The 25,030-nt window shown below is 66.5% G+C and carries 28 protein-coding genes and 2 tRNA genes; 11 read left to right on the forward strand and 19 right to left on the reverse strand.

Annotation, left to right across the window (positions count from 1 at the left end; genetic code table 11):
* Nucleotides 1-125: 125 nt before the first annotated feature.
* The gene (locus G6N60_RS19010) at nt 126-1,124 is read right to left on the reverse strand and encodes a DUF222 domain-containing protein (RefSeq protein ID WP_163740159.1); all 999 of its coding nucleotides are present in this window, start codon (nt 1,122-1,124) and stop codon (nt 126-128) included.
* Nucleotides 1,125-1,253: 129 nt separating this feature from the next.
* A complete protein-coding gene (locus tag G6N60_RS19015; protein ID WP_163740161.1) occupies nt 1,254-1,736 on the reverse strand; it encodes a DUF5994 family protein in 483 nt (160 codons plus the stop codon).
* A gap of 206 nt (nt 1,737-1,942) precedes the next feature.
* Here G6N60_RS19015 and G6N60_RS19020 point away from each other — a divergent pair, with 206 nt between their 5' ends.
* On the forward strand, nt 1,943-2,695 hold the full coding sequence (locus tag G6N60_RS19020; RefSeq protein ID WP_163740163.1) for an enoyl-CoA hydratase: 753 nt from the start codon (nt 1,943-1,945) through the stop codon (nt 2,693-2,695).
* Here the strand turns inward: G6N60_RS19020 and G6N60_RS19025 are convergent.
* The 5 genes from G6N60_RS19025 to G6N60_RS19045 are packed head-to-tail and all read right to left on the reverse strand — an operon-like array spanning nt 2,692 to nt 8,720.
* Nucleotides 2,692-3,504: an HpcH/HpaI aldolase/citrate lyase family protein gene (locus G6N60_RS19025; protein ID WP_163740166.1), complete on the reverse strand. Its 813-nt coding sequence runs from the start codon at nt 3,502-3,504 to the stop codon at nt 2,692-2,694. The two genes, G6N60_RS19020 and G6N60_RS19025, sit on opposite strands and share 4 nt — an antisense overlap.
* Nucleotides 3,501-3,974, reverse strand: coding sequence for a MaoC family dehydratase (locus G6N60_RS19030; protein ID WP_246240850.1), 474 nt, complete (start codon nt 3,972-3,974; stop codon nt 3,501-3,503). Before G6N60_RS19030 ends, G6N60_RS19025 begins: the two co-directional genes overlap by 4 nt.
* A 17-nt stretch (nt 3,975-3,991) precedes the next feature.
* Nucleotides 3,992-5,155: an acyl-CoA dehydrogenase family protein gene (locus G6N60_RS19035; RefSeq protein ID WP_163740170.1), complete on the reverse strand. Its 1,164-nt coding sequence runs from the start codon at nt 5,153-5,155 to the stop codon at nt 3,992-3,994.
* Nucleotides 5,152-7,164 carry an acetyl-CoA carboxylase biotin carboxylase subunit gene (locus G6N60_RS19040; protein WP_163740172.1) on the reverse strand — a complete coding sequence of 671 codons (2,013 nt, stop codon included), beginning with the start codon at nt 7,162-7,164 and terminating at the stop codon, nt 5,152-5,154. The genes G6N60_RS19035 and G6N60_RS19040 overlap by 4 nt, the downstream gene beginning before the upstream one ends.
* A gap of 5 nt (nt 7,165-7,169) precedes the next feature.
* A complete protein-coding gene (locus tag G6N60_RS19045) occupies nt 7,170-8,720 on the reverse strand; it encodes a carboxyl transferase domain-containing protein (protein ID WP_163740174.1) in 1,551 nt (516 codons plus the stop codon).
* Between the two features lie 86 nt (nt 8,721-8,806).
* Between G6N60_RS19045 and G6N60_RS19050 the strand changes: the two genes are divergently transcribed.
* A complete protein-coding gene (locus G6N60_RS19050; protein ID WP_163740177.1) occupies nt 8,807-9,421 on the forward strand; it encodes an SACE_7040 family transcriptional regulator in 615 nt (204 codons plus the stop codon).
* On the opposite strand, the gene G6N60_RS28155 is transcribed toward G6N60_RS19050, so the two are convergent.
* Nucleotides 9,418-9,573 (reverse strand): DUF6131 family protein, encoded by a 156-nt coding sequence (locus tag G6N60_RS28155; protein ID WP_170312571.1) that lies wholly within the window; start codon nt 9,571-9,573, stop codon nt 9,418-9,420. The two genes, G6N60_RS19050 and G6N60_RS28155, sit on opposite strands and share 4 nt — an antisense overlap.
* 36 nt (nt 9,574-9,609) lie before the next feature.
* Nucleotides 9,610-9,825 carry a hypothetical protein gene (locus G6N60_RS19055; RefSeq protein ID WP_163740179.1) on the reverse strand — a complete coding sequence of 72 codons (216 nt, stop codon included), beginning with the start codon at nt 9,823-9,825 and terminating at the stop codon, nt 9,610-9,612.
* 134 nt (nt 9,826-9,959) lie between these two features.
* On the opposite strand from G6N60_RS19055, the gene G6N60_RS19060 reads away from it, so the two are divergent.
* A complete protein-coding gene (locus G6N60_RS19060; RefSeq protein WP_163740180.1) occupies nt 9,960-10,742 on the forward strand; it encodes an MmpS family transport accessory protein in 783 nt (260 codons plus the stop codon).
* Here G6N60_RS19060 and G6N60_RS19065 read toward each other — a convergent pair.
* Nucleotides 10,725-12,044, reverse strand: coding sequence for an MFS transporter (locus tag G6N60_RS19065; RefSeq protein ID WP_163740182.1), 1,320 nt, complete (start codon nt 12,042-12,044; stop codon nt 10,725-10,727). The two genes, G6N60_RS19060 and G6N60_RS19065, sit on opposite strands and share 18 nt — an antisense overlap.
* 33 nt (nt 12,045-12,077) lie before the next feature.
* Between G6N60_RS19065 and cmrA the strand changes: the two genes are divergently transcribed.
* Nucleotides 12,078-12,884, forward strand: a complete 807-nt coding sequence (cmrA, locus tag G6N60_RS19070) for a mycolate reductase (RefSeq protein ID WP_163740184.1) — start codon at nt 12,078-12,080, stop codon at nt 12,882-12,884.
* On the opposite strand, the gene G6N60_RS19075 is transcribed toward cmrA, so the two are convergent.
* Nucleotides 12,881-14,458 carry a helicase HerA-like domain-containing protein gene (locus G6N60_RS19075; protein ID WP_163740187.1) on the reverse strand — a complete coding sequence of 526 codons (1,578 nt, stop codon included), beginning with the start codon at nt 14,456-14,458 and terminating at the stop codon, nt 12,881-12,883. The genes cmrA and G6N60_RS19075 overlap by 4 nt on opposite strands.
* Before the next feature lie 68 nt (nt 14,459-14,526).
* Here G6N60_RS19075 and orn point away from each other — a divergent pair, with 68 nt between their 5' ends.
* The 4 genes from orn to G6N60_RS19095 all read left to right on the forward strand — a co-directional run bounded on the left by orn (nt 14,527) and on the right by G6N60_RS19095 (nt 16,823).
* Nucleotides 14,527-15,174 (forward strand): oligoribonuclease, encoded by a 648-nt coding sequence (gene orn / locus G6N60_RS19080; RefSeq protein ID WP_163740188.1) that lies wholly within the window; start codon nt 14,527-14,529, stop codon nt 15,172-15,174.
* 27 nt (nt 15,175-15,201) lie between these two features.
* A tRNA-His gene (locus tag G6N60_RS19085) sits at nt 15,202-15,274 on the forward strand.
* Between the two features lie 156 nt (nt 15,275-15,430).
* A complete protein-coding gene (locus G6N60_RS19090; RefSeq protein WP_163740191.1) occupies nt 15,431-16,642 on the forward strand; it encodes an FAD-dependent monooxygenase in 1,212 nt (403 codons plus the stop codon).
* 105 nt (nt 16,643-16,747) lie between these two features.
* A tRNA-Lys gene (locus tag G6N60_RS19095) sits at nt 16,748-16,823 on the forward strand.
* Nucleotides 16,824-17,011: 188 nt separating this feature from the next.
* On the opposite strand, the gene G6N60_RS19100 is transcribed toward G6N60_RS19095, so the two are convergent.
* The 4 genes from G6N60_RS19100 to G6N60_RS28975 all read right to left on the reverse strand — a co-directional run bounded on the left by G6N60_RS19100 (nt 17,012) and on the right by G6N60_RS28975 (nt 19,515).
* A complete protein-coding gene (locus G6N60_RS19100) occupies nt 17,012-17,593 on the reverse strand; it encodes a toll/interleukin-1 receptor domain-containing protein (protein ID WP_163740193.1) in 582 nt (193 codons plus the stop codon).
* 36 nt (nt 17,594-17,629) lie between these two features.
* Nucleotides 17,630-18,067: a TIR domain-containing protein gene (locus tag G6N60_RS29050; RefSeq protein WP_163740195.1), complete on the reverse strand. Its 438-nt coding sequence runs from the start codon at nt 18,065-18,067 to the stop codon at nt 17,630-17,632.
* Between the two features lie 93 nt (nt 18,068-18,160).
* Nucleotides 18,161-18,769 carry a hypothetical protein gene (locus G6N60_RS19110; protein WP_163740197.1) on the reverse strand — a complete coding sequence of 203 codons (609 nt, stop codon included), beginning with the start codon at nt 18,767-18,769 and terminating at the stop codon, nt 18,161-18,163.
* On the reverse strand, nt 18,766-19,515 hold the full coding sequence (locus G6N60_RS28975) for an HIT family protein (RefSeq protein WP_308206211.1): 750 nt from the start codon (nt 19,513-19,515) through the stop codon (nt 18,766-18,768). Before G6N60_RS28975 ends, G6N60_RS19110 begins: the two co-directional genes overlap by 4 nt.
* Nucleotides 19,516-19,763: 248 nt before the next feature.
* On the opposite strand from G6N60_RS28975, the gene G6N60_RS19120 reads away from it, so the two are divergent.
* Complete coding sequence (locus tag G6N60_RS19120; protein WP_163740201.1) at nt 19,764-20,891, forward strand: hypothetical protein; 1,128 nt, start codon at nt 19,764-19,766, stop codon at nt 20,889-20,891.
* A 36-nt stretch (nt 20,892-20,927) separates the two neighbouring features.
* Here the strand turns inward: G6N60_RS19120 and G6N60_RS19125 are convergent, their stop codons facing one another.
* Nucleotides 20,928-21,515, reverse strand: a complete 588-nt coding sequence (locus G6N60_RS19125) for a hypothetical protein (RefSeq protein WP_220100369.1) — start codon at nt 21,513-21,515, stop codon at nt 20,928-20,930.
* Nucleotides 21,516-22,195: 680 nt separating this feature from the next.
* Here G6N60_RS19125 and G6N60_RS19130 point away from each other — a divergent pair.
* A complete protein-coding gene (locus G6N60_RS19130; protein ID WP_163740206.1) occupies nt 22,196-22,360 on the forward strand; it encodes a hypothetical protein in 165 nt (54 codons plus the stop codon).
* A gap of 41 nt (nt 22,361-22,401) precedes the next feature.
* On the opposite strand, the gene G6N60_RS19135 is transcribed toward G6N60_RS19130, so the two are convergent.
* Entirely contained in the window at nt 22,402-22,626 is a 225-nt protein-coding gene (locus tag G6N60_RS19135; RefSeq protein ID WP_163740208.1) for a DUF3618 domain-containing protein, read from the reverse strand.
* Between the two features lie 96 nt (nt 22,627-22,722).
* Between G6N60_RS19135 and bcp the strand changes: the two genes are divergently transcribed.
* Entirely contained in the window at nt 22,723-23,196 is a 474-nt protein-coding gene (gene bcp, locus G6N60_RS19140) for a thioredoxin-dependent thiol peroxidase (RefSeq protein ID WP_163740210.1), read from the forward strand.
* Here the strand turns inward: bcp and G6N60_RS19145 are convergent.
* Both G6N60_RS19145 and acpS read right to left on the reverse strand, forming a co-directional pair.
* Nucleotides 23,185-24,522, reverse strand: a complete 1,338-nt coding sequence (locus G6N60_RS19145) for a dipeptidase (RefSeq protein WP_163740212.1) — start codon at nt 24,520-24,522, stop codon at nt 23,185-23,187. The genes bcp and G6N60_RS19145 overlap by 12 nt on opposite strands.
* A 101-nt stretch (nt 24,523-24,623) precedes the next feature.
* Nucleotides 24,624-25,013: a holo-ACP synthase AcpS gene (acpS, locus tag G6N60_RS19150; protein ID WP_163740214.1), complete on the reverse strand. Its 390-nt coding sequence runs from the start codon at nt 25,011-25,013 to the stop codon at nt 24,624-24,626.
* Nucleotides 25,014-25,030: the final 17 nt, after the last annotated feature.

Below are 25,030 nucleotides of genomic sequence, written 5' to 3' on the forward strand. Positions count from 1 at the left end.
GCTCGGCGTCCGACGCGGCGGGCCCGGCGTCTGATTCGGGCCGAGTGTCGGCGGGTGGGGTGGCGGCGGCGGCGTCGCGGTGCGGCGTGACCGCGGGCTCGGCCTCCGACGCCGCGAGTTCGGATTCAGCGTCCGGCTCGGGCTGGGCGGCAGGCCCGCCCCACCTCCTCGTCGAACAGCGTCGCCGGCGGGGGCGGTGTCGGCGGCAGCCCCGCGGCGGCTTGCAGGTCCTGCAGGGTGGTGCTGATGATCACCGTCACCGGCAACCCGTTGTGCTGACCCAACGTGCCGGATTGCAGCACCATCCGCCCCACGGCGACCATCGCATCGAGTTGGCGCCGCCCCAGCGACCGGTGATCCCCCTCGATCTGCTCCCGGGTCGGGGTCCCCGACACACAGGGATGAGGATCGTCGCGGTTGCACATCCCCGGGGCGGCCAACTTGGCGTAGATCGCCTCCCACACTGCCCGGGCTTCGGGATCGAGTTCCCCGCTGAGCACGCTCATCCCATCAGCGCGTTGCGGACCCAACGCCAAGGACCCACTCGGCGGTGCCGGATCGGTGTCGTCGGGTTCGGGGCCGTCCTGATCGAGATAGGTCAACAACTTGTCGGCGACCTTCTTCAACTCCTCCGGCGTCAACCCGGGGGCCTGCAACGCCAGCGACGCCTCACACCCCTCCCGGTCGGCCACCGACACCCAGGACGGCACCTTGGCGAAGAACTCCCGAATCCTGACCACGTGATCGGCCCCGATCGCCCCTTGGGCGACCAGGGCGGCCACCAACGGCAACACCGGCTCCTGGGACTCACCGATCAGGGAGACCCGCGGCCCCAGATCACGGGCGTGATCGAGCCGGCGCTGGGCATCGACAGCGGTGATCTTCAGCCGATCCGCCAGCAGCGCCTTCCACGACGTGCCACCCAGGGCGACGGGGTTGGCCTCGCGCGACAACCGGGCCAGGATCTGATGGATCAACGCCGCGCGGCGCCGATCGGCGACCTCCAACTCCCCCAGCGCCCCCAGCAGTTCGGTGTCGCCGAAGGACTCCAGGCTCAAGGCGGCGACGGCGTCGGAGGCCGCGAGATAGCGCTCGAGCACCGCGCGGTCACCGTCCCCATCCACCCTTCGAACATACCTTCGACCACCGACACCGCCCCGCCCACCGAGCACCCAAAGCCGCAGTTGCACACCACGATTCGCTCAGAGGTGGGCAATTGCCTTCAGCCGAAGACCGCCACGGCTCTTCGCTGACTAGGTGCGTCTCGCCCGCGGACGGGCCACGTCCTTGGCCGCCGGCATCCGTAGCGCGGCGTCTCCCCGTGCGGCGTCGACGATTTCGATCGCCGTACGAAACAGCGGGGTCGCCTGATGCTCCGCGCTGAGCGGCATGCCCGCCGCGATCCGCAGCAGCAGGCTCGCCAGCGTGCCGGGCGTGAGGCTCGGGACCACGAGCAGATTGGCGCTGGCGTCGCGGCCCGTAACCGCCATCAGATGCTGGTGCTTGTTCTGCCAGTGCCGCGAATTCAGATCCGGCATGTTCTCCGACAGCGACCAGTTCACCGAGATGTCGATGACCTCGCCCAGCCGACCGTGCAGCACACCGACCAGCTCGGGCAATTCCCCCGCTAGTCGGTTCGAGTGCGGCCACCAGGCACCGTCGACGCGGCGCCCGAGTTCGCCGCACAGCGTCAGGCGAACGGGGCTGGCCGTACGTCGTGACGGCGGGGCAGTCACGACGCGACCGTGGGAGGCAAGAAGATGTGCGGCCGACTCAAGTGCAAATCCTTCGCGAGTGCGAACCGTCGAGCGACGCGAAACGGCAGTCGGATCGAATCCACGGTGCCGTCGTGCTGAGGGACGCACGACCATCGTCGACGAGAAGCGGCTCATCACCCAGCCTACGCACCCCACGGCGAACACGGGTCACTACGCTGGACGCCGTGTCCGATCTCGTACTGACGCAGGTCGAGGACCGCGTCGCACTCATCACCGTCAACGATCCCGACCGCCGCAACGCGGTCACCACCGAGATCTCCGCGGCATTGCGGGCCAGCGTCGACGCCGCCGAGGCCGACGAGGGCGTCCACGCGATCATCGTCACCGGAGCGGGCAAGGCGTTCTGCGCGGGCGCCGACCTGACGGCTCTCGGCGCAGCGGCCGAGGACGGCCTGCGCGTCATCTACGACGGCTTCCTGGCCGTGGCGAACTGCACGCTGCCGACGATCGCCGCGGTCAACGGGGCGGCCGTCGGCGCCGGCCTCAATCTGGCGCTGGCCGCCGACGTCCGCATCGCCGGACCCTCGGCCCTCTTCGATCCCCGGTTCCAGAAGCTCGGCATCCACCCCGGCGGCGGCGCGACGTGGATGCTGCAGCGGGCGGTCGGGCCTCAGGTCGCGAGGGCATCCCTACTGTTCGGAATGCGGTTCGACGCCGAGGCTTCGGTGCGCCACGGGCTGGCCCTCGAGGTGGCCGACGACCCGGTCGCGGCGGCCAGAGCGCTCGCCGCGGGGCCGGCCTCGGCTCCTCGCGAGGTCGTCATCGCCACGAAGGCGTCGATGCGCGCCACGGTCAACCCCGGCAGCGTCGACACCGATCAGCACCGCATCGCCGTCGACGTCGAGATCGGTCCGCAGGCCGCGTCGATCGAATCTCCGGAATTCGCCGCCAGATTGGCCGCAGCCAAGCGCCGCTAGCCGTCGGGCGAGAGTGCGACGATCCGCTGCGCCCGGCGCAGTACCGGCATGTCCACCATCTGGCCCTCGAACTGGAACACACCCCGCTCGGAGCGGGCGGCCTCGAGCACGTTGCGCGCCCACTGCGCCTGCTCGTCCGTCGGCGCATACCCGGCCCGGATCACCGCGACCTGGGTCGGATGGATCGCGACCTTCGCGTCGAAACCCACCGCCACCGCGTCGTCGGTCTCGGCGCGCAGCCCGTCGAGATCCTTGATGTCGAGATAGACCGAGTCGAGTGCCAGCCGACCGTAGGCCTTGGCGGCCAGAAGGCTCTGAGAGCGAACGTGTTTCGCGACGTCGCGGTAGCTACCGTCGGCATGCCGATTGGCGGTGCCCCCCGTGGCGGCGAACAGGTCCTCGGCACCCCACATGACCGCGAATGCGTTGTCGACGCGGGCCAGATCGACGACGGCCAGTGCGCCCAACGGGGTCTCGATCAGCACCACCACCTCGCGCGGCGCGAGTGCCGCGATCTGATCGGCGGTCTCGGTCTTGGCCAGCATGACCGCCGTGTACTCGGTCGACGCGAGCGCCTCCACGTCGAGGGCATGGTCGGGTGTGGTGGCGGGATTCACCCGAACCACCGTCCGTGTCGGGTCGAGTGGCGTGGACACCAGCGCCTCGCGCGCGGCCGCTCGGTCCTTCGCCGCGACGCCGTCCTCCAGGTCGAGGATGACGACGTCGGCTGCTGCGGCGGCCTTCTCGAACCGCTCGGGACGGTCCGCGGGACAGAACAACCAACCCGGACCCTTCGGCGTCACCGTCATTCCGCCCCCTCGGGACGCTTGCGCACCATGGTCTTTCGCGACGCGGTGGCCACGACGTCGCCGTGCTGATTGCGGCCGGTGTGCGCGAACGTCACGATGCCCTCCCCCGGCCTGCTCTTCGACTCGCGCTTGTCGGTCACCTCGGTCTCGGCATACAGCGTGTCGCCGTGGAACAGCGGCTTGGGGAACGCGACGTCACTGAATCCGAGGTTCCCGACGATGGTGCCCTGGGTCAGCTGTGCCACCGACAGTCCGACGAGCGTGGACAGCGTGAACATCGAGTTGACCAGACGCTGGTGGAAGGGCGGCAGTGCCTCGGAGAACGCCGCATCGAGGTGTAGCGCCTGGGTGTTCATCGTCAACGTGGTGAACAGGACGTTGTCGGCCTCGGTGATCGTGCGCCCCGGGCGGTGTTGGTACAGCACGCCCGGCTCGAACTCCTCGAACCACAGCCCACGTTGGACCACCACCCTCGGCGACCCTGCGGTCACAGTCCCGCCTCCCGCGCGATCAGCATGAGCTGCACTTCCGTTGTGCCCTCACCGATCTCGAGGATTTTGCTGTCGCGGTAGTGCCGCGCCACCGGGTACTCGTTCATGAACCCGTAGCCGCCGAACACCTGGGTGGCGTCGCGGGCGTTGTCCATCGCAGCCTCGCTGGCGACCAGCTTCGCAATCGCGGCCGCCTTCTTGAAGGGCTTGCCCGCCAACATGAGTGCGGCGGCGTCGTAGTACGCAGTGCGCGCGGCATAGGCGCGGGCCTCCATGCGGGCGATCTTGAACGAGATCGCCTGATAGGTACCGATCGCCGCGCCGAACGCCTCGCGCTCCTTGGCGTACTTCACGCATTCGTCGACGCACCCCTGGGCGACCCCGACCGACAATGCCGCGATGGCGATGCGCCCCTCGTCGAGGATGCGTAGGAAGTTCGCATACCCGCGGCCCTCCTCGCCGAGCAGGTTCTCCCGCGGCACCCGCACGTCGTCGAAGCTCAGCGGGTGGGTATCCGAGGCGTTCCAGCCGACCTTGTCGTAGGCGGGTTCGGCGGTGAAGCCTTGAGTGGGTACCGGTACCAGGATCGAGGAGATCTGTTTGCGCCCAGCGCTTTCCCCGGTCACGGCCGTGACGGTCACCAGCTTGGTGATGTCGGTGCCCGAGTTGGTGATGAACTGCTTGGAGCCGTTGATCACCCAGTGCCCGTCGTCGAGCCGGGCGGTGGTCTTCGTGCCGCCCGCATCGGTCCCACCGCCGGCCTCGGTCAGCCCGAACGCCCCGAGTGCCTTGCCGCTGGCCAACAGTGGCAGCCACTCCTGCTTCTGCGCGTCGGTGCCGAACCGGTACACCGGCATGGCCCCGAGGGACACCCCGGCCTCCAGCGTGATCGCGACGCTCTGGTCGACCTTGCCGAGTTCCTCCAACGCCAGACACAGTGCGAAGTAGTCCCCGCCCATCCCGCCGTACTCCTCGGGGAACGGCAGGCCGAACAGCCCCATGTCGGCCATCCCGTCGACCACCTCGTACGGAAACGAGTGCTCCGCATCGTGTTTGGCCGACACCGGTGCGACCACGCTCCTGGCGAAGTCGCGCACCGTCTTGGCGAGCTGCTCGTAGTGGTCGGGCAAGGTGCCCGTCGACAAGAAGTCGGTACTCATGGCTGCGGTGTCTCCTCCGTTGCAACGGTGATGCGAGCCAACGGCTGGCCCACCTTGACCTGGTCGCCGACGGCGACGAGTAGTTCGACGACCCCGTCGACGGGAGCGACGAGGGCGTGCTCCATCTTCATGGCCTCGACGGTCACGACCATGGCGCCCTTGCCGACCTCGGCGCCATCGTCGGCCCCGACCGCGACGACGGCACCCGGCATCGGGCTGACGAGCTCGGCGTTCCCACCGTCGACGTCGTCGGCGCGCACCGGCGCCTCGAGCACGTCCTGCAGCTGCGCGACGCCGGTGTCACCGGCCAGCCAGATCGCCTGCCCGGAGTCCGCGACGCGGTATCGCACCCGCAGGCCGTCGAGCACGACCGACAGCACGTCGTCGTCCAAAGTGGCCATCAGTGAACGGGTTTGGCCGTCTTCGATGGTCACTGTGGCCGCCTGCGGGGTGCCCACGATGCGGACGTGGTCGGTCCGGCTTCCCGACCGCAGCCGCAACACCGTGGCGGCCCGCTCGCCGATCCGCCACCCCGAGGGCACCGACCACGGGTCGACGACGACGTCACCGGTCGCGCTCGGCCAGCGCCGCAGCCACCGGTGCGCGGCCGCGGCGGCGAACTCGTCGTCACCGGCCGCGGGCGCCGCGAAGTCACCGACGCGCCGGTCGAGCAGGCCGGTGTCAAGGACGCCCGCGACGACGTCGGGATCGGCCAGCAGGAAGCGCAGGAAGTCCACGTTGGTGACGACGCCGAGCACCGCGGTCTCGGCCAGGGCGCGGTCCAGTCGGCGCAGCGCCTCGGCCCGGTCCGCACCGTGGGCGATCACCTTCGCCAGCATCGGGTCGTAGTCGCTGCCCACCACCGTGCCAGCGCGCAGACCCGAATCCACCCGCACCCCAACGCCCGTCGGCTCGCGCACCGCCAGCACGTCACCGCCGGTGGGCAGGAAACCGTGTGCGGGATCCTCGGCGTACACCCTGGCTTCGATCGCGTGTCCGCTCAGCACCACGTCGTCCTGGGTCAGCGTGAGCCGCTCCCCCGCGGCGATGCGCACCTGCCACTCCACCAGGTCGATCCCGGTGACCATCTCGGTCACGGGGTGCTCGACCTGCAGGCGGGTGTTCATCTCCATGAAGAAGAACTCGTCCGGATGCGCGGCCCCGACGATGAATTCGACGGTGCCCGCCCCGACGTAGTCGACGCTGCGGGCGGTTGCACACGCCGCCTCGCCGATGCGGGCGCGGGTCGTGGCGTCCAGCAGCGGGGACGGCGCCTCCTCGATGACCTTCTGATGGCGCCGCTGCAGGCTGCACTCCCGCTCGCCGAGATGGATGACGTTGCCGTGCTCGTCGGCGAGCACCTGCACCTCGATGTGCCTCGGCGTCAACACGAATCGTTCGAGGAACAGCGTGTCGTCACCGAAGGCGGCGGCCGACTCGCGGCGCGCGGAGACCAGCGCGGCCGGCAGGTCGGCGGCGCGTTCGACCATCCGCATGCCCTTGCCGCCGCCGCCCGCGGACGGCTTGACCAGCACCGGGTAGCCGACGTCCTCGGCGGCCGAGATCAGCGCGTCATCGGTCAGCCCCGGCTCGGCCAGGCCGGGCACCACGGGCACACCGAAGCGCGCCACGGTGTCCTTGGCGGTGATCTTGTCGCCCATGGTGGCGATGGCACGCGACGACGGCCCGATGAACACGATGCCGGCCTGCGCCAGGGCAGCGGCGAAATCGGCGTTCTCCGAGAGGAATCCGTACCCCGGGTGCACGGCCTGGACGCCGCTGGCGACGGCCGCCGCGACGACGGCCTCGATGTTCAGGTAGCTCTGCCGGGCCGGGGCGGGACCGATCCGCACCGCGACGTCCGCCTCGGCGACGTGGCGCGCTCCGGCATCGGCGTCACTGTAGACCGCGACCGACCGAATCCCCATGGCGCGCAACGTGCGGATGACGCGGACGGCGATCTCGCCGCGGTTGGCGACCAGCACCGTGTGAAAGGTTCGAGTGGACACCGGCGTCACATCCTGAACACGCCGTAGGACACCGGCTCCAACGGAGCCTGTGCCGCCACCGAAAGGGCAAGCCCCACGATGGTTCTGGTGTCCGCGGGATCGATGACGCCGTCGTCCCAGAGCCGCGCGGTCGAGTAGTAGGGGTTGCCCTGGCGTTCGTACTGCTCGCGGATGGGCGCCTTGAAGGCCTCCTCCTCGTCGGGGCTCATGTCGCCGCGGACCGTCGCGAGGACCGATGCGGCCTGCTCGCCACCCATGACCGAGATCCGGGCGTTGGGCCACATCCACAGGAACCGCGGCGAATACGCCCGCCCGCACATCGAATAGTTGCCTGCGCCATAGGATCCGCCGATCACGACGGTCAGCTTGGGCACCCGGGCACACGCCACGGCGGTGACCATCTTCGCGCCGTGCTTGGCGATGCCACCGGCTTCGTAGTCACGGCCCACCATGAACCCGGCGATGTTCTGCAGGAACAGCAGCGGCACCGAACGCTTGTCGCACAGCTCGATGAAGTGCGCACCCTTGACCGCCGATTCGCCGAACAGGACGCCGTTGTTGGCGACGATCCCGACCGGATGGCCGTGCACGTGCGCGAAGCCCGTCACCAGCGTGGTGCCGTATTCGGCCTTGAACTCGGTGAATTCACCGCCATCGACGATGCGGGTGATCACCTCGTGCACGTCGTAGGGCACCCGTGAATCCGTGGGCACCACGTCGTAGAGCTCGGTCTGGTCGGCGATCGGCTCGACGGTCGGGCGCACCCCCCACGGCGCGGGGGTGACCGGACCCAGGGTCGCGACGATGCGTCGCACCTTCTGCAGCGCGTCGCGGTCGTCGTGCGCAAGGTGATCGGTGACGCCGCTGACCTTGGAGTGCACATCGCCGCCGCCCAGTTCCTCGGCGGTGACGATCTCACCCGTCGCGGCCTTCACCAGCGGTGGCCCACCGAGGAAGATGGTGCCCTGCTTGCGCACGATGACGGCCTCGTCGCTCATGGCGGGCACGTAGGCTCCGCCGGCGGTGCACGAGCCCAGCACCGCCGCGATCTGCGCGATGCCGCGAGCGCTCAGGTTGGCCTGGTTGAAGAAGATGCGCCCGAAGTGGTCGCGGTCGGGGAACACCTCGTCCTGGCGCGGCAGGAACGCACCGCCGGAGTCCACCAGATACACGCACGGCAACCGGTTCTGGCTCGCAATCTCTTGTGCGCGAAGGTGTTTCTTCACCGTGATCGGGTAGTACGTGCCGCCCTTCACGGTGGCGTCGTTGGCGACGATCATGCACAGCCGCCCCGACACCCGACCGATGCCCGCGATCATGCCCGCACCGGGACACTCGTCGTCGTACATTCCGTCGGCGGCCAGGGGCGCCACTTCCAGGAAGGGACTGCCGGGGTCGAGCAGCGTGTCCACCCGGTCCCGCGGCAGCAGCTTGCCGCGACTGACGTGACGTTCGCGCGCCCGCGCGGACCCGCCCAACGCCGCGCTCGCCAACTTCGCGCGCAACCCTGCCACCAGCGCGAGGTGCTGATCGCGGTGAGACACCGACGTCGTCATTGCCGCCCATCTCATCTGAGTTAATGATGACTAACTGGTGGTATGTTAGTGACCATTAACCCGATTGTCCACGACCGAGGGGCGCGATGACGCACGCTGCGCCGACCACCCGCCGGGGCAGGGCGAAGTCCGACCGGCGCTCGCAACTGCTCGCCGCCGCCGAGCGGTTGATGGCCGAACACGGCTACCTCGCGGTCCGACTCGAGGACATCGGCGCGGCCACCGGGGTGACGGGACCCGCGATCTACCGCCACTTCCCGAACAAGGAAGCGCTGCTGGTCGAACTGCTGGTGGGGATCAGCACCCGGCTGCTGGCCGGCGCGCGGGCCGTCGTCGACACCACCGACGACCCCGCGGTGGCGTTGGACGGCCTGATCGACTTCCATCTCGACTTCGTCTTCACCGAACCCGATCTGATCCGCATTCAGGACAGGGACCTCGCCCACCTGCCCGCGGCCGCCAAACGTCAGGTGCGCCGAGCGCAGCGCCAATACGTCGAGGTGTGGGTCGACGTCCTGCGCCGGCGTTCACCCGCGGTGGGCGAGAACGCCGCGCGGTTGATGGCGCACGCGACCTTCGGGCTGATGAACTCGACCCCGCACAGCGTCAAGCCGGGCACCGGAGCTGCCGAGTCCCGCGCCGTGCTGCGCGCGATGACGATCGGCGCGCTGGCAACCCGCCGCGATGAGGGCCGGCGCTAGTACCAGACGCGGCGGCCACCGACCGCGTGGCCGGCCGCCCCGAGCGCCCAGAACACCGCGCCGATGACGAGGGCGACCACGCCGATGTAGGTGACCGTCGACAGACCGAACACCAGACCGAGGATGACGAGGATGACTCCGAGGGCGATCATGGCACTACTCCTTCGAAACGGTTTCCTGCGAAACGGTTACTGACTGGGCTGGGGAACCTTGACGTTGCAGTTCGTGACCTTGGGGTTCGCTCCCGCGTAGTTCAGCGGGCCGGCCACCACCGTCAGGGCGATGGTTCCCGCTGTCGCACAGGTGGTCTCAGAGCTCTTGAAGTAGTCGCGCTGGTAGGCGGCGAAGACGCCGATCAGCAACCAGATGAGCACGATCGTGCCGAGAATTCCGCTACCACGCATGCTGGACCTCCATGGTCTGTCGTCCCCGCTGAGACGTGGGCACGGTTTACCCGACCGACAATTGCCGTAAACCCCGTCATCGGGCGCGCCGGAGCCCACGGGCGGCGCAGGTACCCTGCAAACATGAGGTGGAGATGACGGATCCATCGCGGCGCGACGGGTGGGGCCAGGAACATCCCGGCACCTACAACTACCCGGCCTATCCGGGTTCCCCGTACGGCCAACAGCCGCCGTACACCGCGCCGGTCGGGTCCAAGCCGACCGAACAGTTGCCCGCCTACTCGCCCTACGGGTATGGCCCGTACACCGGTCAGTACGGGCCGCCGAACCCGCCCGGTGGCGAACCACCGGAGCCCCCGCCGCCCGGCGGACCCAATCCCCGCCGCTGGCTGTGGGTCCTGGCCGGGTCGGCGATGCTCACCGTGCTCGGACTGGTCATCGGTCTGGTGATCGTCAATAGCTCGCAACAGAACACGGTCGTCGCGCCGCCACAGACTCCCATCGAACCCACCCTCACCGCGCCTCCGTCGACCACGACGCCCACGCCCACCACGACCCTCGCGCCGACCTTCCCGACGGCGCCGACGACCACGCCCGGCCAGACGCCGGGCAGCACCGCCACACCGGGACAGCCCGTCCCCAGCGGCACCCACACCGTCGTGTACTCGGTGGGCGGCGAAGGCCGCGCGATCAGCATCCTCTACCTCGACAGCGGTGGGGTGCTGCAGACGGAGTTCAACGTGTCGTTGCCGTGGACGAAGCAGGTGCAGCTCACCGGTCAGGCGAACAGCATGGCGAGCGTCAGCATCGTCAACGTGGGGCACGAGGTGACCTGCTCGATCACGATCGACGGCGCCGCCACCCAGCAGAATTCCGGAACCGGGTTGACGCTGTGCACCTCACTCGGAACGCGCTGACACCCGCGACCCGGGCACCCGCACGCCCACGATGCCGATCAGGCCGAGGGCCAGCACGGTCAGCAGGCCGCCGAGACCCGCACGGTTGGCACCGAATACGTCGATGAACGTGGAGAACATCAGCGGCGCCAGGAACGACACCGCCCGGCCCGTGGTCGTGTAGAGGCCGAACGCCACGCCCTCCTTGCCCTCCGTGGACATCCGCATCATCATCGTGCGCGCCGAGGACTGCGTCGGCCCGACGAACAGGCACAGCAGCAGCCCGCAGACCCAAAATGCCACGGGGCCGGACGAATTCAGCAGCGCCATACCCACCACCAGCATCGCGGCGAGCGACCCGACGATGATCGGCTTGGACCCGACCCGATCGTCGAGGAGGCCGCCGAGGACCGCGCCGATCGCGGCGATCACGCAGGCGCACACCCCGAACAGCAGCACGTCAGCCGACGACACCCCGAACACCGTCACACCGAGGACGGCGCCGAAGGTGAACACCCCCGTCAACCCGTCGCGGAACACCGCGCTGGCGAGGAGGTAATACACGACGTGGTGGTCGCGGCGCCACTCCCCCACGACCTCGGCCCACAACGCCCGGTACGCGCCGAGCACCCCGACCGCGGGCGGCCGCTCGCCGTCGTCGATCACCTTCGACGTGACGAGCAGGGGTAGGGCGAACAGCAGGAACCAGGCCGCCGTCACGAGCATGGCGGCCCGGACGTTCTGGCCGTCGTCGTGCGGCAGACCGAACAGCCCGCGGGTGTCCCCGTCACCCTGGATCAACCCGAGGTAGACGATGAGCAGCAGTAGCACGCTTCCGAAATAGCCTGCCGCCGAACCGAATCCAGAGACCCGGCCCGAGGTCTCCGCCGTGGACAGCTGCCGCAGCATGGCGTTGTACGGCACGGTGGCCAGGTCGCTGAACGCCGCCGTGCACGCCAGGAGCACCAGGCCCGGCCACAGATAGTGGTAGTCGGCGCGGATGAGGCTCATCGCACAGGTCAGCGCGACGACCGTACCCGTCAGGACCGTCAGCACAGTGCGGCGGCGGTGCGGCGGGTCGACCAGCACGCCGGTCGCGGGCGCCAGCACGGCGACGCACAACCCGGCGATCGTCAGCACGCGGCCCAGCCAACTCGCCGGCGTCGTCGGTCCCGGCAGTCCCGCGCCCACCTGCTGCGTCAGGTAGACCCCGTAGACGAACGTCACGACGATCGCGTTCACGCCGGTGGCGCCGCAGTCCCACAGTGCCCATGCGACGACGGGAAGCCGTCCCGCGGTGCGCGTCGCCGCGGGGTTGGTCATGCCCGCACTCTATTGGTACCTACGATTGGCCCCATGTCCGTACCCGCTCCCAGTCCCGACGCGCGCGCCGTGGTCACCGGCGCCTCGCAGAACATCGGTGAGGCGTTGGCCACCGAGCTTGCTGCCCGAGGGCACCATCTCATCATCACCGCCCGGCGCGAGGACGTCCTCGCGGCGCTGGCGGATCGCTTGACGCAACGCTACGGCGTCACCGTCGAGGTGCGCGCGGTCGATCTCGCCGACCCCGAGCAACGCGCCGGGCTCTGCGACGAACTCGCCGAGCGCGAGGTGTCCATCCTGTGCGCCAACGCGGGCACCGCAACGTTCGGCCCCATCGCCAAGCTCGACGTCGACGGCGAGAAGGCGCAGGTTCAGCTCAACGTGCTCGGCGTCCACGACCTGGTGCTGGCCGTGTTGCCCGGCATGGTGCGCCGCCGCGCCGGCGGCATCCTCATCTCCGGTTCGGCCGCGGGCAATTCGCCGATCCCCAACAACGCGACCTACGCGGCGTCCAAGGCCTTCGTCAACACGTTCAGCGAGTCCCTGCGCGGTGAGGTGAAGAGCCTCGGCATCCACGTCACCGTGCTGGCGCCGGGACCGGTGCGCACCGAGCTGCCCGATCCCGACGACCAGTCACTGGTGGAGAAGCTGATCCCCGACTTCCTCTGGATCTCCACCGAGCACACCGCCAAGCTGTCGCTGGATGGCTTGGAGCGCAACAAGATGCGCGTCGTGCCCGGTGTCACGTCCAAGGCCATGTCGGTCGCCAGCGGGTACGCCCCCCGCTCGATCGTCACGCCGATCGTCGGCGCGGTATACAAGAAACTCGGTGGCGACTAACGCCTGCGGCGGCTGCTGGTGCCGAACACGCTGCGGGTGATCTCGCGGCCGGCGGTGGTGGCCGCCGATCGCAGGAAGCTCTTGAACGCCGGGCTCTGCAGGACCTCCTGAATGATGCTGGGGCCCTGGGGTTCCGGTGCCTGCGGTTCGGGCACCGGCTGGGGAGACACCGGCGGGGGCAGCGACGGCGTCGGCGGCTCGGGCGGTGTCTCCTGCGCGGCCTTGGCGGCCAGCATCTCGAACGCCGACGGCCGGTCGTCGGTCTGCCCGTAGGTGGCCTGCAGCGGCGAGGCCGTGGCGGCCGCGGCGATCGCCTCATTGCCGATCGTGCCCATCAGCGACCGCGGCGCCCGCATCCTGGTCCATGCGACCGGCGTCGGCGCGCCCCGCTCCGACAGCACGGTCACGATTGCCTCGCCGATGCCCAGCGACGTCAACGCCTCCTCCAGGTCGTACACGCTGGTCTTTGGGTAGGTGCGCACCGTCTTGGCGAGGGCCTTCTGGTCGTCGGGGGTGAACGCGCGCAGCGCGTGCTGGATGCGCGCGCCCAGCTGCGACAGCACGTCGTTCGGCACGTCGGTGGGCAGCTGGGTGCAGAAGAACACCCCGACGCCCTTGGAACGAATGAGCTTGACGGTCTGCTCGACCTGTTGCAGGAACGCCTTGGAGGCGTCGTCGAACAGCAGGTGCGCCTCGTCGAAGATGAACACCAGCTTCGGCTTGTCGACGTCACCGATCTCGGGGAGCGTCGTGAACAGGTCGGCGAGCACCCACATCAGGAACGTCGAGAAGAGCTGGGGCCTGGCCGCCTGCGCGCCGAGCTCGAGCAGCGTGACGACGCCCCGGCCGTCCGCGTCGAGCCGAATCAGGTGCTCGGGCTCCAGCTCCGGAAGACCGAAGAAGGTGTCGCCGCCCTCGGCCTCGAGGTTGACCAGCGCGCGCAGGATGACGCCCGCGGTGGCCGGCGAGACCGCGCCGAGCGCCTTGAGTTCGGCCTTGCCCTCGTCGCTCGTCAACACCTGGATGACGCCGCGCAGGTCCTTCAGGTCGTCGAGCAGCAACCCCTTCTGATCGGCCCAGTGGAAGATGAGGCCGAGGGTGGACTCCTGAGTAGCGTTGAGCCCCAACACCTTCGACAGCAAAATCGGGCCGAAGCTGCTGACGGTGGCCCGCACCGGGACACCGATTCCCGCGGTGCCGAGCGAGAGGAATTCGACGGGAAAGGCGGTGGGCGTCCAGTCATCGCCGGTGTCGGTGGCGCGCTGGGCGGTCTTGTCTCCCGGCGTGCCCGGCCGCGACAGCCCGGACAGGTCACCCTTGACGTCGGCCATCACCACCGGCACGCCCGCGGCGGACAGTTGCTCGGCGATGACCTGCAGCGAGGTGGTCTTGCCGGTGCCGGTCGCTCCGGCGACCAGCCCGTGCCGGTTGAGGGTGGCCAGCGGAATGCGGACCGTGGCGGTGGGGTCCACGGCGCCGTCGACGACGACCGAACCGAGCTCGACGGCCTGCCCTGCGCCGGCATAACCAGCGGCGATCTGCTGTGCAGGGGTGCCCGTCGCGTCTGTGCCCATGGCCAGCGACCTTACTTGCCGCGGGTAGGCCGGGCCGGTGTCGGCCGCGGCGAATACTGTGGGGCGTTGTGCGCGACGAACTGGTGTGGATCGACTGCGAGATGACGGGGCTCGATCTCGAGTCGGACCGGCTGATCGAGATTGCCGTCCTGGTGACCGACGGGGAACTGAACCTGCTCGGCGACGGTCTCGACGTCGTGATCCACGCGGACGACGCGGCGCTCGACGGCATGGTCGACGTGGTCGCCACGATGCACCGCAAATCGGGCCTGACCGAGGAGGTGCGGTCCTCCACCGTCGACGTGCCCACCGCAGAAGCGATGGTGCTCGACTACGTCAAAGGCCACGTCAAGCAGGCGAAGACCGCACCCCTGGCCGGTAACTCCATCGGCACCGACCGCGGCTTCATCGCACGCGACATGCCCGCGCTGGACGCCTTCCTGCACTACCGGATGATCGACGTCAGCTCGATCAAGGAACTGTGCCGTCGCTGGTATCCGCGCATCTACTTCGGGCAACCCGAGAAGGGCCTCGCCCATCGCGCGCTGGCCGACATCCACGAGTCGATCCGCGAGCTGAAGTACTACCGCAGCACGGCGTTCGTGCCGCCGCCGGGCCCCTCGACCAGTGACATCGCCGCGGTGGCCGCCGAGTTGGGGCCGCCCGCGGACGCGGCGGGGCAGCCGGATTCGGCCGGGGGCCACGAGAGCGGCTAAGATCGACGGGCTGCCTCGGCGGCAATGGTGGCTGTAGTTCAGTTGGTAGAGCACCAGGTTGTGATCCTGGCTGTCGCGGGTTCGAGTCCCGTCAGCCACCCAGCAGGTGGGAGGGCCTCTCGGCCCTCCCACCTTTTGCTTTGGTAGACACCACCTGCGTTACGGACCGGGGGCCCACCCGGCCAGAAGTCCGGGCCTTCACGACGAGGGCCCCGACGTCGTCGACACCTAGAATCGGACTCTCGGAGTCGACGGCGTGGTCGACCGCACCATCGAGGGGAAGCGGTTGCGGGACGTGATGGCTGAACATGTGTCGACCGACGAGCGAACCGACCAGAGTGGTGCTGCCGTACTGGTCAGCGGCGCCAGCTTCGCGGGCCTCGCCACCGCCTACTGGCTGAACGAACTGGGCTACCGGGTCACGGTGATCGAGACCGCCCGAGAGCTGCGCAGGGGCGGCACGCCCGTGGACGTCGAGGGCCAGACCATCGACGTCCTCACCCGCATGGGCGTGATCGATGCCGTGCGCGCGAAGGCCCTGCCTCCACGCTCGCTGGAATTCAAGAACGACGACGACACCACCCTGGCCGTGATGTCGGCGCAACAGGGCGCGGACGAGCCACGCAACGAGCAGTACGAGATACACCGCGACGACCTGTTGGACATTCTGTTCGCCGCGATTCACGACGTCGTGGACATCAGATTCGGACTGTCGATCACGCACCTCGAGAATCGTCCCGACGCCGTCACGGTCACCTTCAGCGACGACCGCCGAGACACCTATGCGCTGGTCTTCGGCTGCGACGGCAATCGCTCCAACACCCGTCGGCTGGCGTTCGACGGCACCGCGCAGAACGTCGTCTACCCCCTGGGTGGCTACTTCTTCATCAAGGTGGCACCCACCACGGCGTTACTGCCGGCCAACGTCTCCCAGATCTACAGCGTCGCGGGACGGACGGCTCTGCTCAATGGCTACGACGACCAGACCGACGTCGCGCTCGCCTTCCGCACCACGGCCGAGATCGACTACGACTACCGCGACCGAGCAGCACAACGCCGCATGATCCACGAGTCCTTCGACGGGCTTGGATGGAAGGTGCCCGCGATGCTCGACATCCTCGACGCCGACGATGACTTCTACTTCGACATGCTCAACCAGGTCAGAATGCCGACGTGGTCGACGGGGCGGGTCGCGCTGGTGGGCGATGCCGGTTACTGCGTCTCACCGGTCGCCGGCATGGGCGGCTCCATGGCCATCATCGGCGCGGGCACGATGGCCGACGCGCTGCGCCGCAACGCAGGTGACCACGTCGCCGCGTTCGACGAATACGAGCGCACGCTGCGCCCCCTCGTCGACGACGTGCAGGAACGGGCAGCCACCCTGGGGATGTCCATGATGTTCCCCTCCGACGACGACGAACTCGCCGAACGCAACCGCACGCTGAGCGAGGGAACGCTCAACCTCTAGGACGCAGGTGAAACTGCTGCTTCGGGTGTCAGCGCTTTGCCGCCGGCAACCGTGCAGCAGGGCCGATTTCACCACGGGCCGCGCGGCTGTTATCGTCTCTCACGCGCGCCGTTAGCTCAGTTGGTAGAGCAGCTGACTCTTAATCAGCGGGTCCGGGGTTCGAAACCCTGACGGCGCACCACACGAAAACCCTGCTCAGGCGGGGTTTTTGTCGTTTCATAGCGACTGTTCGGGTACAGGGGAGTACCCAGAGGTGTGTACCCAATCAGGTGGGTCGGTCATCTCCGGTCGAAGACCTACTGACTGTGAGCATGCGACCTACTCGGACAAGTTGGAAAACTTGCACCCTAAGAGAGAGCACCGGGCGTGCTAGAAGCCGTAGAGCTGCCCCAGCCCTCGACCGAACTCCGCAACGGGCATTCGGTGGAGCCCGCCGGGTTCCACCGCGGCAGTGATGAAGCCCGATCCAACTGGCACTCTCTCGATCGCCGGATACAGACCGAGATACTCCTGCCCTTGCTGTCCAGGCACGTCGTCGTCGATCGGCATGATTGCTATTGGCCCACCCTTTGACCCGTCGAAGTAACCCAACTCCCATGGCATCCACTTCGACATAGGCGATGACGTCGAGTTCGCGTATATCAGCGAAGTGCACTGCCCCATGCGCTCTCGGAGCAGGGAAGCTGTTTCTAAGGAAACTTCAGACCTGTTGAGCTGGCGGTCGACAATCCAGTCGATGTACACGCTGAGACCTTGCTTCTCAAAATGGTTGGCTATGCCAAGAATGAGTGGAGCATCTTTGAAGCTATGACTCAAAAAGACGTCGAACCTCTCTCCAGGGAACACGCTCGCGGTTCTGGTGTTCAAGGCGTCTCTGGCGTTCGCATAGCCGAGCGACGCGGTCCTCTGTCGGCCAGCCAGTTCTAAGTCGCTTCTGCGGAAGTAGACCACTCTTAACCTATTCTTTATTCGATATGTCGAACTGTCTTAGCGCGATGCATAGGCGCGATCGACCCAAGTCCCTAGATTCTGATAACCGTTGTCACGGACCCAGTCGTAGGTTGGAACCGTAGTAGGAAGCGGATTGACGCCCATCCGATCGGGCCTGCGATTAAAATCCAAGATATTGTGGATATATATCCCGAGCAATCCATTTCCACGCGCGAGACTCTCGCGAATCTCATAATTGACCCATTGCCTGTTAGAGGTCTCAGCGCCAATTAAGACTGCCGTCACGGTTGTGCTGAGTACCGCCCTTGCAATCAGTCGTTCAATCGCCGCATCGCTAGGTTTAGTCGCCTCCCATAAAGACGCATCTATCCACTCGGGCGTGATGCTCGGCTTTGTCTGGGAACTGTTTCTCACCACGGATGCTCGCTGGACGTCGCGCTCGTAGTGGAAGCTAAAGAACGTTCGGTGAGCCATTAAGCATTTCTCCTTGCCGTCGTGGGTTCAAACCGGCGCTGACGCGCTAGGGTCTTGTCCGCGATGAAGTGGCGCAACAGATTAGATTTTCGGCTATCTCGTCGGCCCCTGTTCGGGGAGTGCCGTCGTGGTCGTGGGTGGCGGCACTGGCTGTGCGGTCGAAGGTGAAGGCACTGCCGAGGTCTCGGGCGTTGTGGGAGCCGGTGACGGATGTTCTGCAGGCGTCACCGTCACGGTTACCTTCACAGGTCGTTCTCTTGGAGCATCATTTTCCTTTTCATGGCACAACGAGTAGACGAATAGCAGCGATCCGGGGACAATCAACGGGCCGTAAAAGTATTTGATCGACCATGACGCGTATGACTCATTTTTCGAAGCCTTCGAGAGACCTTTTGTCTCCATGGACAGCGGTTCTACAGTATTCGCCACTATTGCATCGTGCAAATCACGGAATGTTCGTTCGACGTTTAGATAATGCGCATCAATCACAGCAAAGGCGCATAATCCGACGATCCCAAGCAGGATAACTACCGCGTTGTCACGAATGACTGCCACACCGAATGCGGCGCCAGCCAAAGTTATCGACCAGCCTTTTGCCTGGGCGGATGAGCTCGCCATGCGACCTACGACCGAGGCGACCAGTTCGAGATGCTTTCGCCGATCCTCCCGCTCGCCAGGCTCGGTCAGGTCGTAGCCGGTCATCGTGCACCGGCCATAGTCGCGCGCAGTCTAGCCAGTGCACTGTCGAGCGACGCATCATCAATTGATGATCCCGATGGCCAGATAGGACCAATATCGTCGCCGCTCCACCGAGGCACTACATGCACGTGTAGATGATCGACCGTTTGTGTTGCGGCCTCTCCGTTAGATTGGATTATGTTGAGTCCTTCGGGTTCAAACGCGCTCCTAACTGCTCCAGCGACTTCGCGGGTGACTGCCATCAATGCTGCAGCGTATTCATCGTCGACAGACCAAATGTCTGGTATGTGCTTGAGTGGCACTACGAGGGTGTGCCCTAGGGTCGCAGGCTCTTTCGGAAAGAATGCCGCGACAAGATCGGTTTTCACCACCATGCGGACGGCGCCATCGCCAGCGAGGATCGCGCAGAACGGGCAACGCGCAGACAATCTGTGAACCCCCGTTCGCCCCATATTTGGTACTGCGCACAAGCTACGCCAAGGGTCCGACAAACCTAGGCACGAACAGCACACCGCTGTGTCGTTAGCGATCCACGTCGGCCGTTCCGACGCACGGTGGACCGAACCTCGTCGCCGTCGAGGCTTGTCGTCTACTGCACGTGATCGCGCGCGCTTGCGGACATGCGTGACGTCATCGAAAGGGGGCGTGTACCCAAAGCTGTGTACCCAAAGTGAGTACCTCACCGCAGTCCAGAGAGTGCTAGACAGTGGGCGGCTAGAGAACCGGCGCCGCCAGCCACCTGCGAACATCGCACCTCGGCAACGACAGCCGAATGACTCTTAATCAGCGGGTCCGGGGTTCGAAACCCTGACGGCGCACCACACAAAAACACTGCTCAGGCAGGGTTTTTGTCGTTTCTCGGGCGTTTGCTGGCTGTGACAAATGTGACGCGTGATACCCGAAGGTCTCCATATTGTCTCCACGCTGCGGGAACTACCCCGCCACAACAAACGCTCCTCAGCACCACGCGTCGTACCACTGTCTTATCGTTGATTACATGAGTGTGATTCGTACCGCCACCGTCGCCGCGGTCGAACAGGTCTTTATCGAGGAAATCCAGAACGGCGATTGGGTGGTCTCGACGCGGACCGGGGGTAACGGCGATCCCTGCGTCTGGCAGGTGCACGCGAAAGGCTTCAAGTGGAGCCAAGCCGATGGCGGGCTGATTACCCTTCGGTCGAAAGCGGCGACCGGCGAAGAATCGGGCGTGGTATCCGCCCCGCCACGCACGCGGATACTGCGAGCGAGGCTGGCACCCGCACCGATCTACACCGAAGTTCCCGACGAACTGGTCGAAGATGAAAACACCTTTCGTCACAAGAAGTGCTACGCGAACACACGCGGGGGATGTTCGACCAAAATATCGGGCGAGCATTTTGTTTCCCAATGCCTGATCGACCTGTATTCGTTCGATGACCCAGATGTAAAGATCAAACATGATTCCGGCTATGGGGTTCAAAGCTATGTAAGTGCGAAGCAGTTCAAAACGAATATTCTGTGCGAGAAGCACAACAATGATCTGCACATTGCGGACGACGCCGCGTTGCAATTTGCGACGTTCATTCGAGGGATTGCGTTGGAATACCGCAACGGCGCAGGCGAATGGGGAACCGACGACGAGATAACGGTCTCGGGCGAAGATTTTCAGAATTGGGTTCTAAAGCTTATTCTGAACCATGCAGTCGGCAAAGCTTTCAACGGAACCAAAACGAAGTTCCCGCCAGAGGCGGTTGATTTGTTGTTGGGGCGCGCGATGTGGCCGCGTACGTGGGGCTTGTGCGTCGCCGGTGATCTGTCCCATGACGAACTCCGCTATCGGCCGTTCGAGCGAGTCGAAGACTCCACAACGGATTTCTGGTCTGTTTCGCCCCTACTGCATCGAGACGGATGGGTGGGCGGCGGAATCGTCAATCTGAACGGGATAGGTCTTGGCCTGACCGTGTTCAATCCAAGTCGCGACAATCCCGACGCTTTCGATAACAATCTGCGTAATCCGTTGCGCGGATCGATTCAGCGGCCGGGTTTCATGGCGTGGGAGTTGGACGGCGTCACCAAACGAATCAATTTTGAGTGGAACGACGTTTGGCAACACCGGACGATCACCTACAAAATGAGCAGGGACTAGAAGTGGCGCTTACAACAGATGACATTGTCCGCCAAGTTAGCTTTGGCCGGTCTGCGCTGGCGGGTCAGGATAGGCGCGGATGATAGGGCCGATAGCGTCGGACGCGGTCATCGTCGGTTGCGCCTTAAAAGTCGAACCATCGGGTGCGCGTAAAGCTACGGTGGCGGTGTCACCGTCCAAGTGACATGACAGCGCCGTGAGCGGTTCACCGAGGTCCGGCCAAGCGGCGCGCGCCATCTGCAACGCCCGATGCTGCGCATCCTGGCCGTTGAGTGGTTGCGAATCGAAAGCTAGTCCGTGCATATTGCGGATGCGCAAGGCGATCGCTTTCAATCCGTCCCACGCCGCGCCGCCGATGATCCCGCCAGCTCCGGTGGCAGCGGCCCAAACAAGCAACTCCAGTCCCGCGCCCGCCGCGCCCCAACTGGTCGTGTGTAGCCGTTCCTCGCTGATAAACGACTGGTGAATCGGCTCACCGGCTGGGTTGGGCAAGTAGTGCAGGTGTTCGACCTCATAGCGCAACCGTCCGCGGTTTATCCCTACTCCCGCGTCGATGATCATCACGACTGTCGCGCGGGGCGTCGGATCGCTCTGATGGTCGACCATGCGGTAGACGATTCGCACTTAATCAACGAAAACACCGCCGACGTAATCGGTCATGGGGCCATCGTCGTAGTTCGGCACGACAAGCAGGCATGTCTCGCACCCCCACTGTGAGACAGCAAACCGTGGTCGGTCTCCTCAGGGTCCACGCGTGGGCGAGTTACAGGTAACTGAGGCGGTTTCAAACAACGTTCAGACGAACCCAGACCGACTCAGAATAAGCCTCTATATGGGGCGATTCGGTCTAGCCCGTTCCATCGGCACAGGTCGCGGGTTAGCCGGGAACGTTCTCTTAATCAGCGGGTCCGGGGTTCGGAACCCTGACGGCGCACCACCGGAAATCGGGTCGGAGACGGCCCGATTTTCTGCGTCATGGGTCATTTCCGGGCCAATCGCCGAGGTGAGGGGTCCATGGACCAAGATCACCGTCAAGATCGTGGCCATGGATTGCGACTGCCGCTTGCGTAGATTAACTCGTCGCTTGACACCTCTGGTCACAGCTGTGTGCTGAAATCGCACACTGTCGACTCATTCGTCGAGGCCGTCAATCCATTCCGGCCGATCTAGAAACTCTCGACCAGCCAAAACAGGCGTGTATCGGTGGACGCGAGTAGGGGTCTAGGTGATACAGTACAGTTAGCTACAGCCATCGACGCGGATGATCCGCTCTGATACCTGAGAGAGGAACGAGGTCTTAGCTGATGACGACCGCAGGTGCGGCCCGTTCCACGGTACCGTCAGCCCTCGAACTCGACGAGGAACCGCGCGTCGTCGTGGTCTACAACTGCACGCGGATCGGCTTGCGAGCCAACCCGCCGGGATTCTCGATCAGAAATCTGTTCCGCGTCCGCCGGCGGCGTCGCTAAGGTCCGCCGCCGGAGGCGTCGCTAGGCTCCGTCGCGATGGCTCAGCTGCGCGCCCGGCGGATCGCGAGCACCACGATCAGGGCGCCCAGCCCGGCCAGCGTCGCCGCGACCGCGGGCTTCTTCACGAACTGCACGACACCGGTCTTGACGTCGTCGGCAATGCGCGCCGGATTCGCCCGCTCGGCGAGGGCATCCACCGTGCTGGCGAGTTGTTCCCGCGCTACGTCGATGTCCTGCTTGATCTTGTCGGGATCCCGGTCTGCCACGTCAGCCCCTTCAATCGCGTTGCTGTCTTGAGGAATTACCCTAGAGCAGCCGCACCCCGCCCGGGTGCACCGGCCGACCCGAAGGGACTTCCGCACATGCCCCCGACCCCGCGCCTCGCAGTGGGCGACAAGGCCCCCGCGTTCAGTCTTCCCGATGCCGACGGCAACACCGTCTCGCTGAGCGACTTCGCCGGACGCAAGGTCGTCGTCTACTTCTACCCGGCCGCCTCCACGCCCGGGTGCACCAAACAGGCCTGCGACTTCCGGGACAGCCTGGCCGAACTGAACGAGGCGGGCCTCGACGTCGTCGGCATCTCGCCCGACAAGCCGGCCAAACTGGCGAAGTTCCGCGACGCGGAGGGCCTGACGTTTCCGCTGCTGTCCGATCCCGACCGCGAGGTGCTCACCCAGTGGGGCGCCTTCGGCGAGAAGACCATGTACGGCAAGACCGTTCAGGGCGTCATCCGGTCGACGTTCGTCGTCGACGAGAACGGCGACGTCGAAGTGGCCCAGTACAACGTCAAGGCCACCGGGCACGTCGCCAAGCTGCGCCGCGAGCTAGCGGTCTAGCGCCCCGAGGGCTGCCAGCAGCAGCGCCTCCGACGTCGCGGCCCGCTCGAGCACGCCGAGGTCGAGGCTTTCGTCGACGCTGTGGGCCTGCGTCGCGGGATCCTCGACGCCGGTGACGAGGATCTTCGCGTCGGGGAAGGCGTTGGCGAATTCGGCGATGAACGGGATCGAGCCCCCGACCCCCGTGTCGATCGGGTCGACGCCCCAGGCCTGCCGGAACGCGGTGCGGGCGGCGTCGTAGACGGGTCCGTTCGCCGCGATGGCGTAGGGCTCGCCGACGTCACCCGCGGTGACCGTGACCCGCGCGCCCCACGGCGCATGCTCCTCGAGGTGCCGGGTCAGCGCGGCCAGATGCGCTCGGGCATCGCCGCCCGGGGCGACGCGCATGCTGACCTTGGCCCGCGCCGACGGGATCAAGGTGTTCGACGCCTTCGCGATGGGCGTCGTGTCGATGCCGATGACCGTGATCGCCGGCTTCGCCCACAGCCTGTCGGTGACCGAACCCGAGCCGATCTCCGTGACGCCGTCGAGGATTCCGGTCTCCTTGCGGATGTGATCCGCCGGGTAGTCGACGTCGGCCGCCGTGCCCTGGTGCAGGCCCACGACCGCGACGTTGCCGTCATCGTCGTGCAGGCTGGCGAGCAGGCGGACCAGGGCGCTCAGCGCGTCGGGGACGACGCCGCCCCACATCCCGGAGTGCAGGCCGTGATCGAGCGTGGCGACCTCCACGACGCAGTCGGCGAGACCGCGCAGCGACACCGTCAGCGACGGCGTCGTCGTACTCCAGTTGTCGGAGTCGGCGATGACGATGACGTCGGCAGCCAGCAGATCCCGATGGGCGGCCAGCAGCGCGCTCAGAGTGGGCGAGCCGGACTCCTCCTCCCCCTCCACGAAGACCGTGACGCCGACGGGCAGGTCGTCGCCAAAGGCCCGAATCGCCGCGAGATGCGTTGCGATGCCCGCCTTGTCGTCGGCGGTGCCCCGACCGTAGAGACGGCCGTCGCGTTCGGTCGGTGTGAACGGGGGCGACGCCCACTGCGACGGATCGCCCTCGGGCTGCACGTCGTGATGGGCGTACAGCAGGACCGTCGGCGCACCCGCCGGTGCGGGGCGACGGGCGATGACGGCGGGCGCGCCGCCTTCGCTGACCGTGCGGATGTCGTGAAAACCGGCCTGCGCCAACAGTTTCGACACGGCCTCGGCACTGCGGTGCACCTCGGCGCGCCGGTCGGGATCGGCCCACACCGATTCGATGCGGACGAGGTCCTCGAGGTCGGCCCGCACGGAGGGCAGCACCGACTTCACCTGGTCGACGAGATCGCTCATGGCACCGAGCCTAGTGCGTAACCACTTCCCGCGAGCAGACGCAAGTGGCCCTGAAATGGCCCGAATGAGGGCCCCTTGCGTCTGCTCGCGGGGAGAACGGGTCAGGTTTCCAGGATGGCGACCGCCGCGGCGGTGTCCTTCTCGTGGGTCAGCGACAAGTGGATGGTGACGTCCCTGAGGTGCTCCCCGATCGCGCCGGTCAACCGCACCTTGGGGCGTCCCCACATGTCCGTGACGATCTCGATGTCACGGTGGATGCCCTCGGGCAGCATCGGGCGCTTCGAGAAACGCGACCCCGACCACGCCTTGATGACCGCCTCCTTGGCGGCCCAGCGCGCCGCCAGATGCCGTGCCGCAGACGAACTCTTGTCCGCGGCGTCGCGACGCTCACCGGGGGTGAACGTCTCGGCGAACACCGTGCCCGGCTGGTCGACCTGTTCTGCGAAGTCCGGTATGGAGACGAGGTCGATGCCGACTCCCACGATGCTCATGCCCGAAACGCTAACCC

Source organism: Mycolicibacterium madagascariense (assembly GCF_010729665.1).
In the GTDB taxonomy this organism is placed as follows: Bacteria; Actinomycetota; Actinomycetes; order Mycobacteriales; family Mycobacteriaceae; genus Mycobacterium; species Mycobacterium madagascariense.

What these genes read in the sequence shown, in the direction of transcription:
- G6N60_RS19025 (WP_163740166.1), bottom strand. Translation starts at nt 3,504, where the DNA reads ATGACGGTGACGCCGAAGGGTCCGGGTTGGTTGTTCTGTCCCGCGGAC.
- G6N60_RS19035 (WP_163740170.1), bottom strand. Translation starts at nt 5,155, where the DNA reads ATGAGTACCGACTTCTTGTCGACGGGCACCTTGCCCGACCACTACGAG.
- G6N60_RS19045 (WP_163740174.1), bottom strand. Translation starts at nt 8,720, where the DNA reads ATGACGACGTCGGTGTCTCACCGCGATCAGCACCTCGCGCTGGTGGCA.
- G6N60_RS19050 (WP_163740177.1), top strand. Translation starts at nt 8,807, where the DNA reads ATGACGCACGCTGCGCCGACCACCCGCCGGGGCAGGGCGAAGTCCGAC.
- G6N60_RS28155 (WP_170312571.1), bottom strand. Translation starts at nt 9,573, where the DNA reads ATGATCGCCCTCGGAGTCATCCTCGTCATCCTCGGTCTGGTGTTCGGT.
- G6N60_RS19055 (WP_163740179.1), bottom strand. Translation starts at nt 9,825, where the DNA reads ATGCGTGGTAGCGGAATTCTCGGCACGATCGTGCTCATCTGGTTGCTG.
- G6N60_RS19060 (WP_163740180.1), top strand. Translation starts at nt 9,960, where the DNA reads ATGACGGATCCATCGCGGCGCGACGGGTGGGGCCAGGAACATCCCGGC.
- G6N60_RS19065 (WP_163740182.1), bottom strand. Translation starts at nt 12,044, where the DNA reads ATGACCAACCCCGCGGCGACGCGCACCGCGGGACGGCTTCCCGTCGTC.
- cmrA (WP_163740184.1), top strand. Translation starts at nt 12,078, where the DNA reads ATGTCCGTACCCGCTCCCAGTCCCGACGCGCGCGCCGTGGTCACCGGC.
- G6N60_RS19075 (WP_163740187.1), bottom strand. Translation starts at nt 14,458, where the DNA reads ATGGGCACAGACGCGACGGGCACCCCTGCACAGCAGATCGCCGCTGGT.
- G6N60_RS29050 (WP_163740195.1), bottom strand. Translation starts at nt 18,067, where the DNA reads ATGGCTCACCGAACGTTCTTTAGCTTCCACTACGAGCGCGACGTCCAG.
- G6N60_RS19110 (WP_163740197.1), bottom strand. Translation starts at nt 18,769, where the DNA reads ATGACCGGCTACGACCTGACCGAGCCTGGCGAGCGGGAGGATCGGCGA.
- G6N60_RS28975 (WP_308206211.1), bottom strand. Translation starts at nt 19,515, where the DNA reads ATGTTCGCAGGTGGCTGGCGGCGCCGGTTCTCTAGCCGCCCACTGTCT.
- G6N60_RS19120 (WP_163740201.1), top strand. Translation starts at nt 19,764, where the DNA reads ATGAGTGTGATTCGTACCGCCACCGTCGCCGCGGTCGAACAGGTCTTT.
- G6N60_RS19130 (WP_163740206.1), top strand. Translation starts at nt 22,196, where the DNA reads ATGACGACCGCAGGTGCGGCCCGTTCCACGGTACCGTCAGCCCTCGAA.
- bcp (WP_163740210.1), top strand. Translation starts at nt 22,723, where the DNA reads ATGCCCCCGACCCCGCGCCTCGCAGTGGGCGACAAGGCCCCCGCGTTC.
- G6N60_RS19145 (WP_163740212.1), bottom strand. Translation starts at nt 24,522, where the DNA reads ATGAGCGATCTCGTCGACCAGGTGAAGTCGGTGCTGCCCTCCGTGCGG.
- acpS (WP_163740214.1), bottom strand. Translation starts at nt 25,013, where the DNA reads ATGAGCATCGTGGGAGTCGGCATCGACCTCGTCTCCATACCGGACTTC.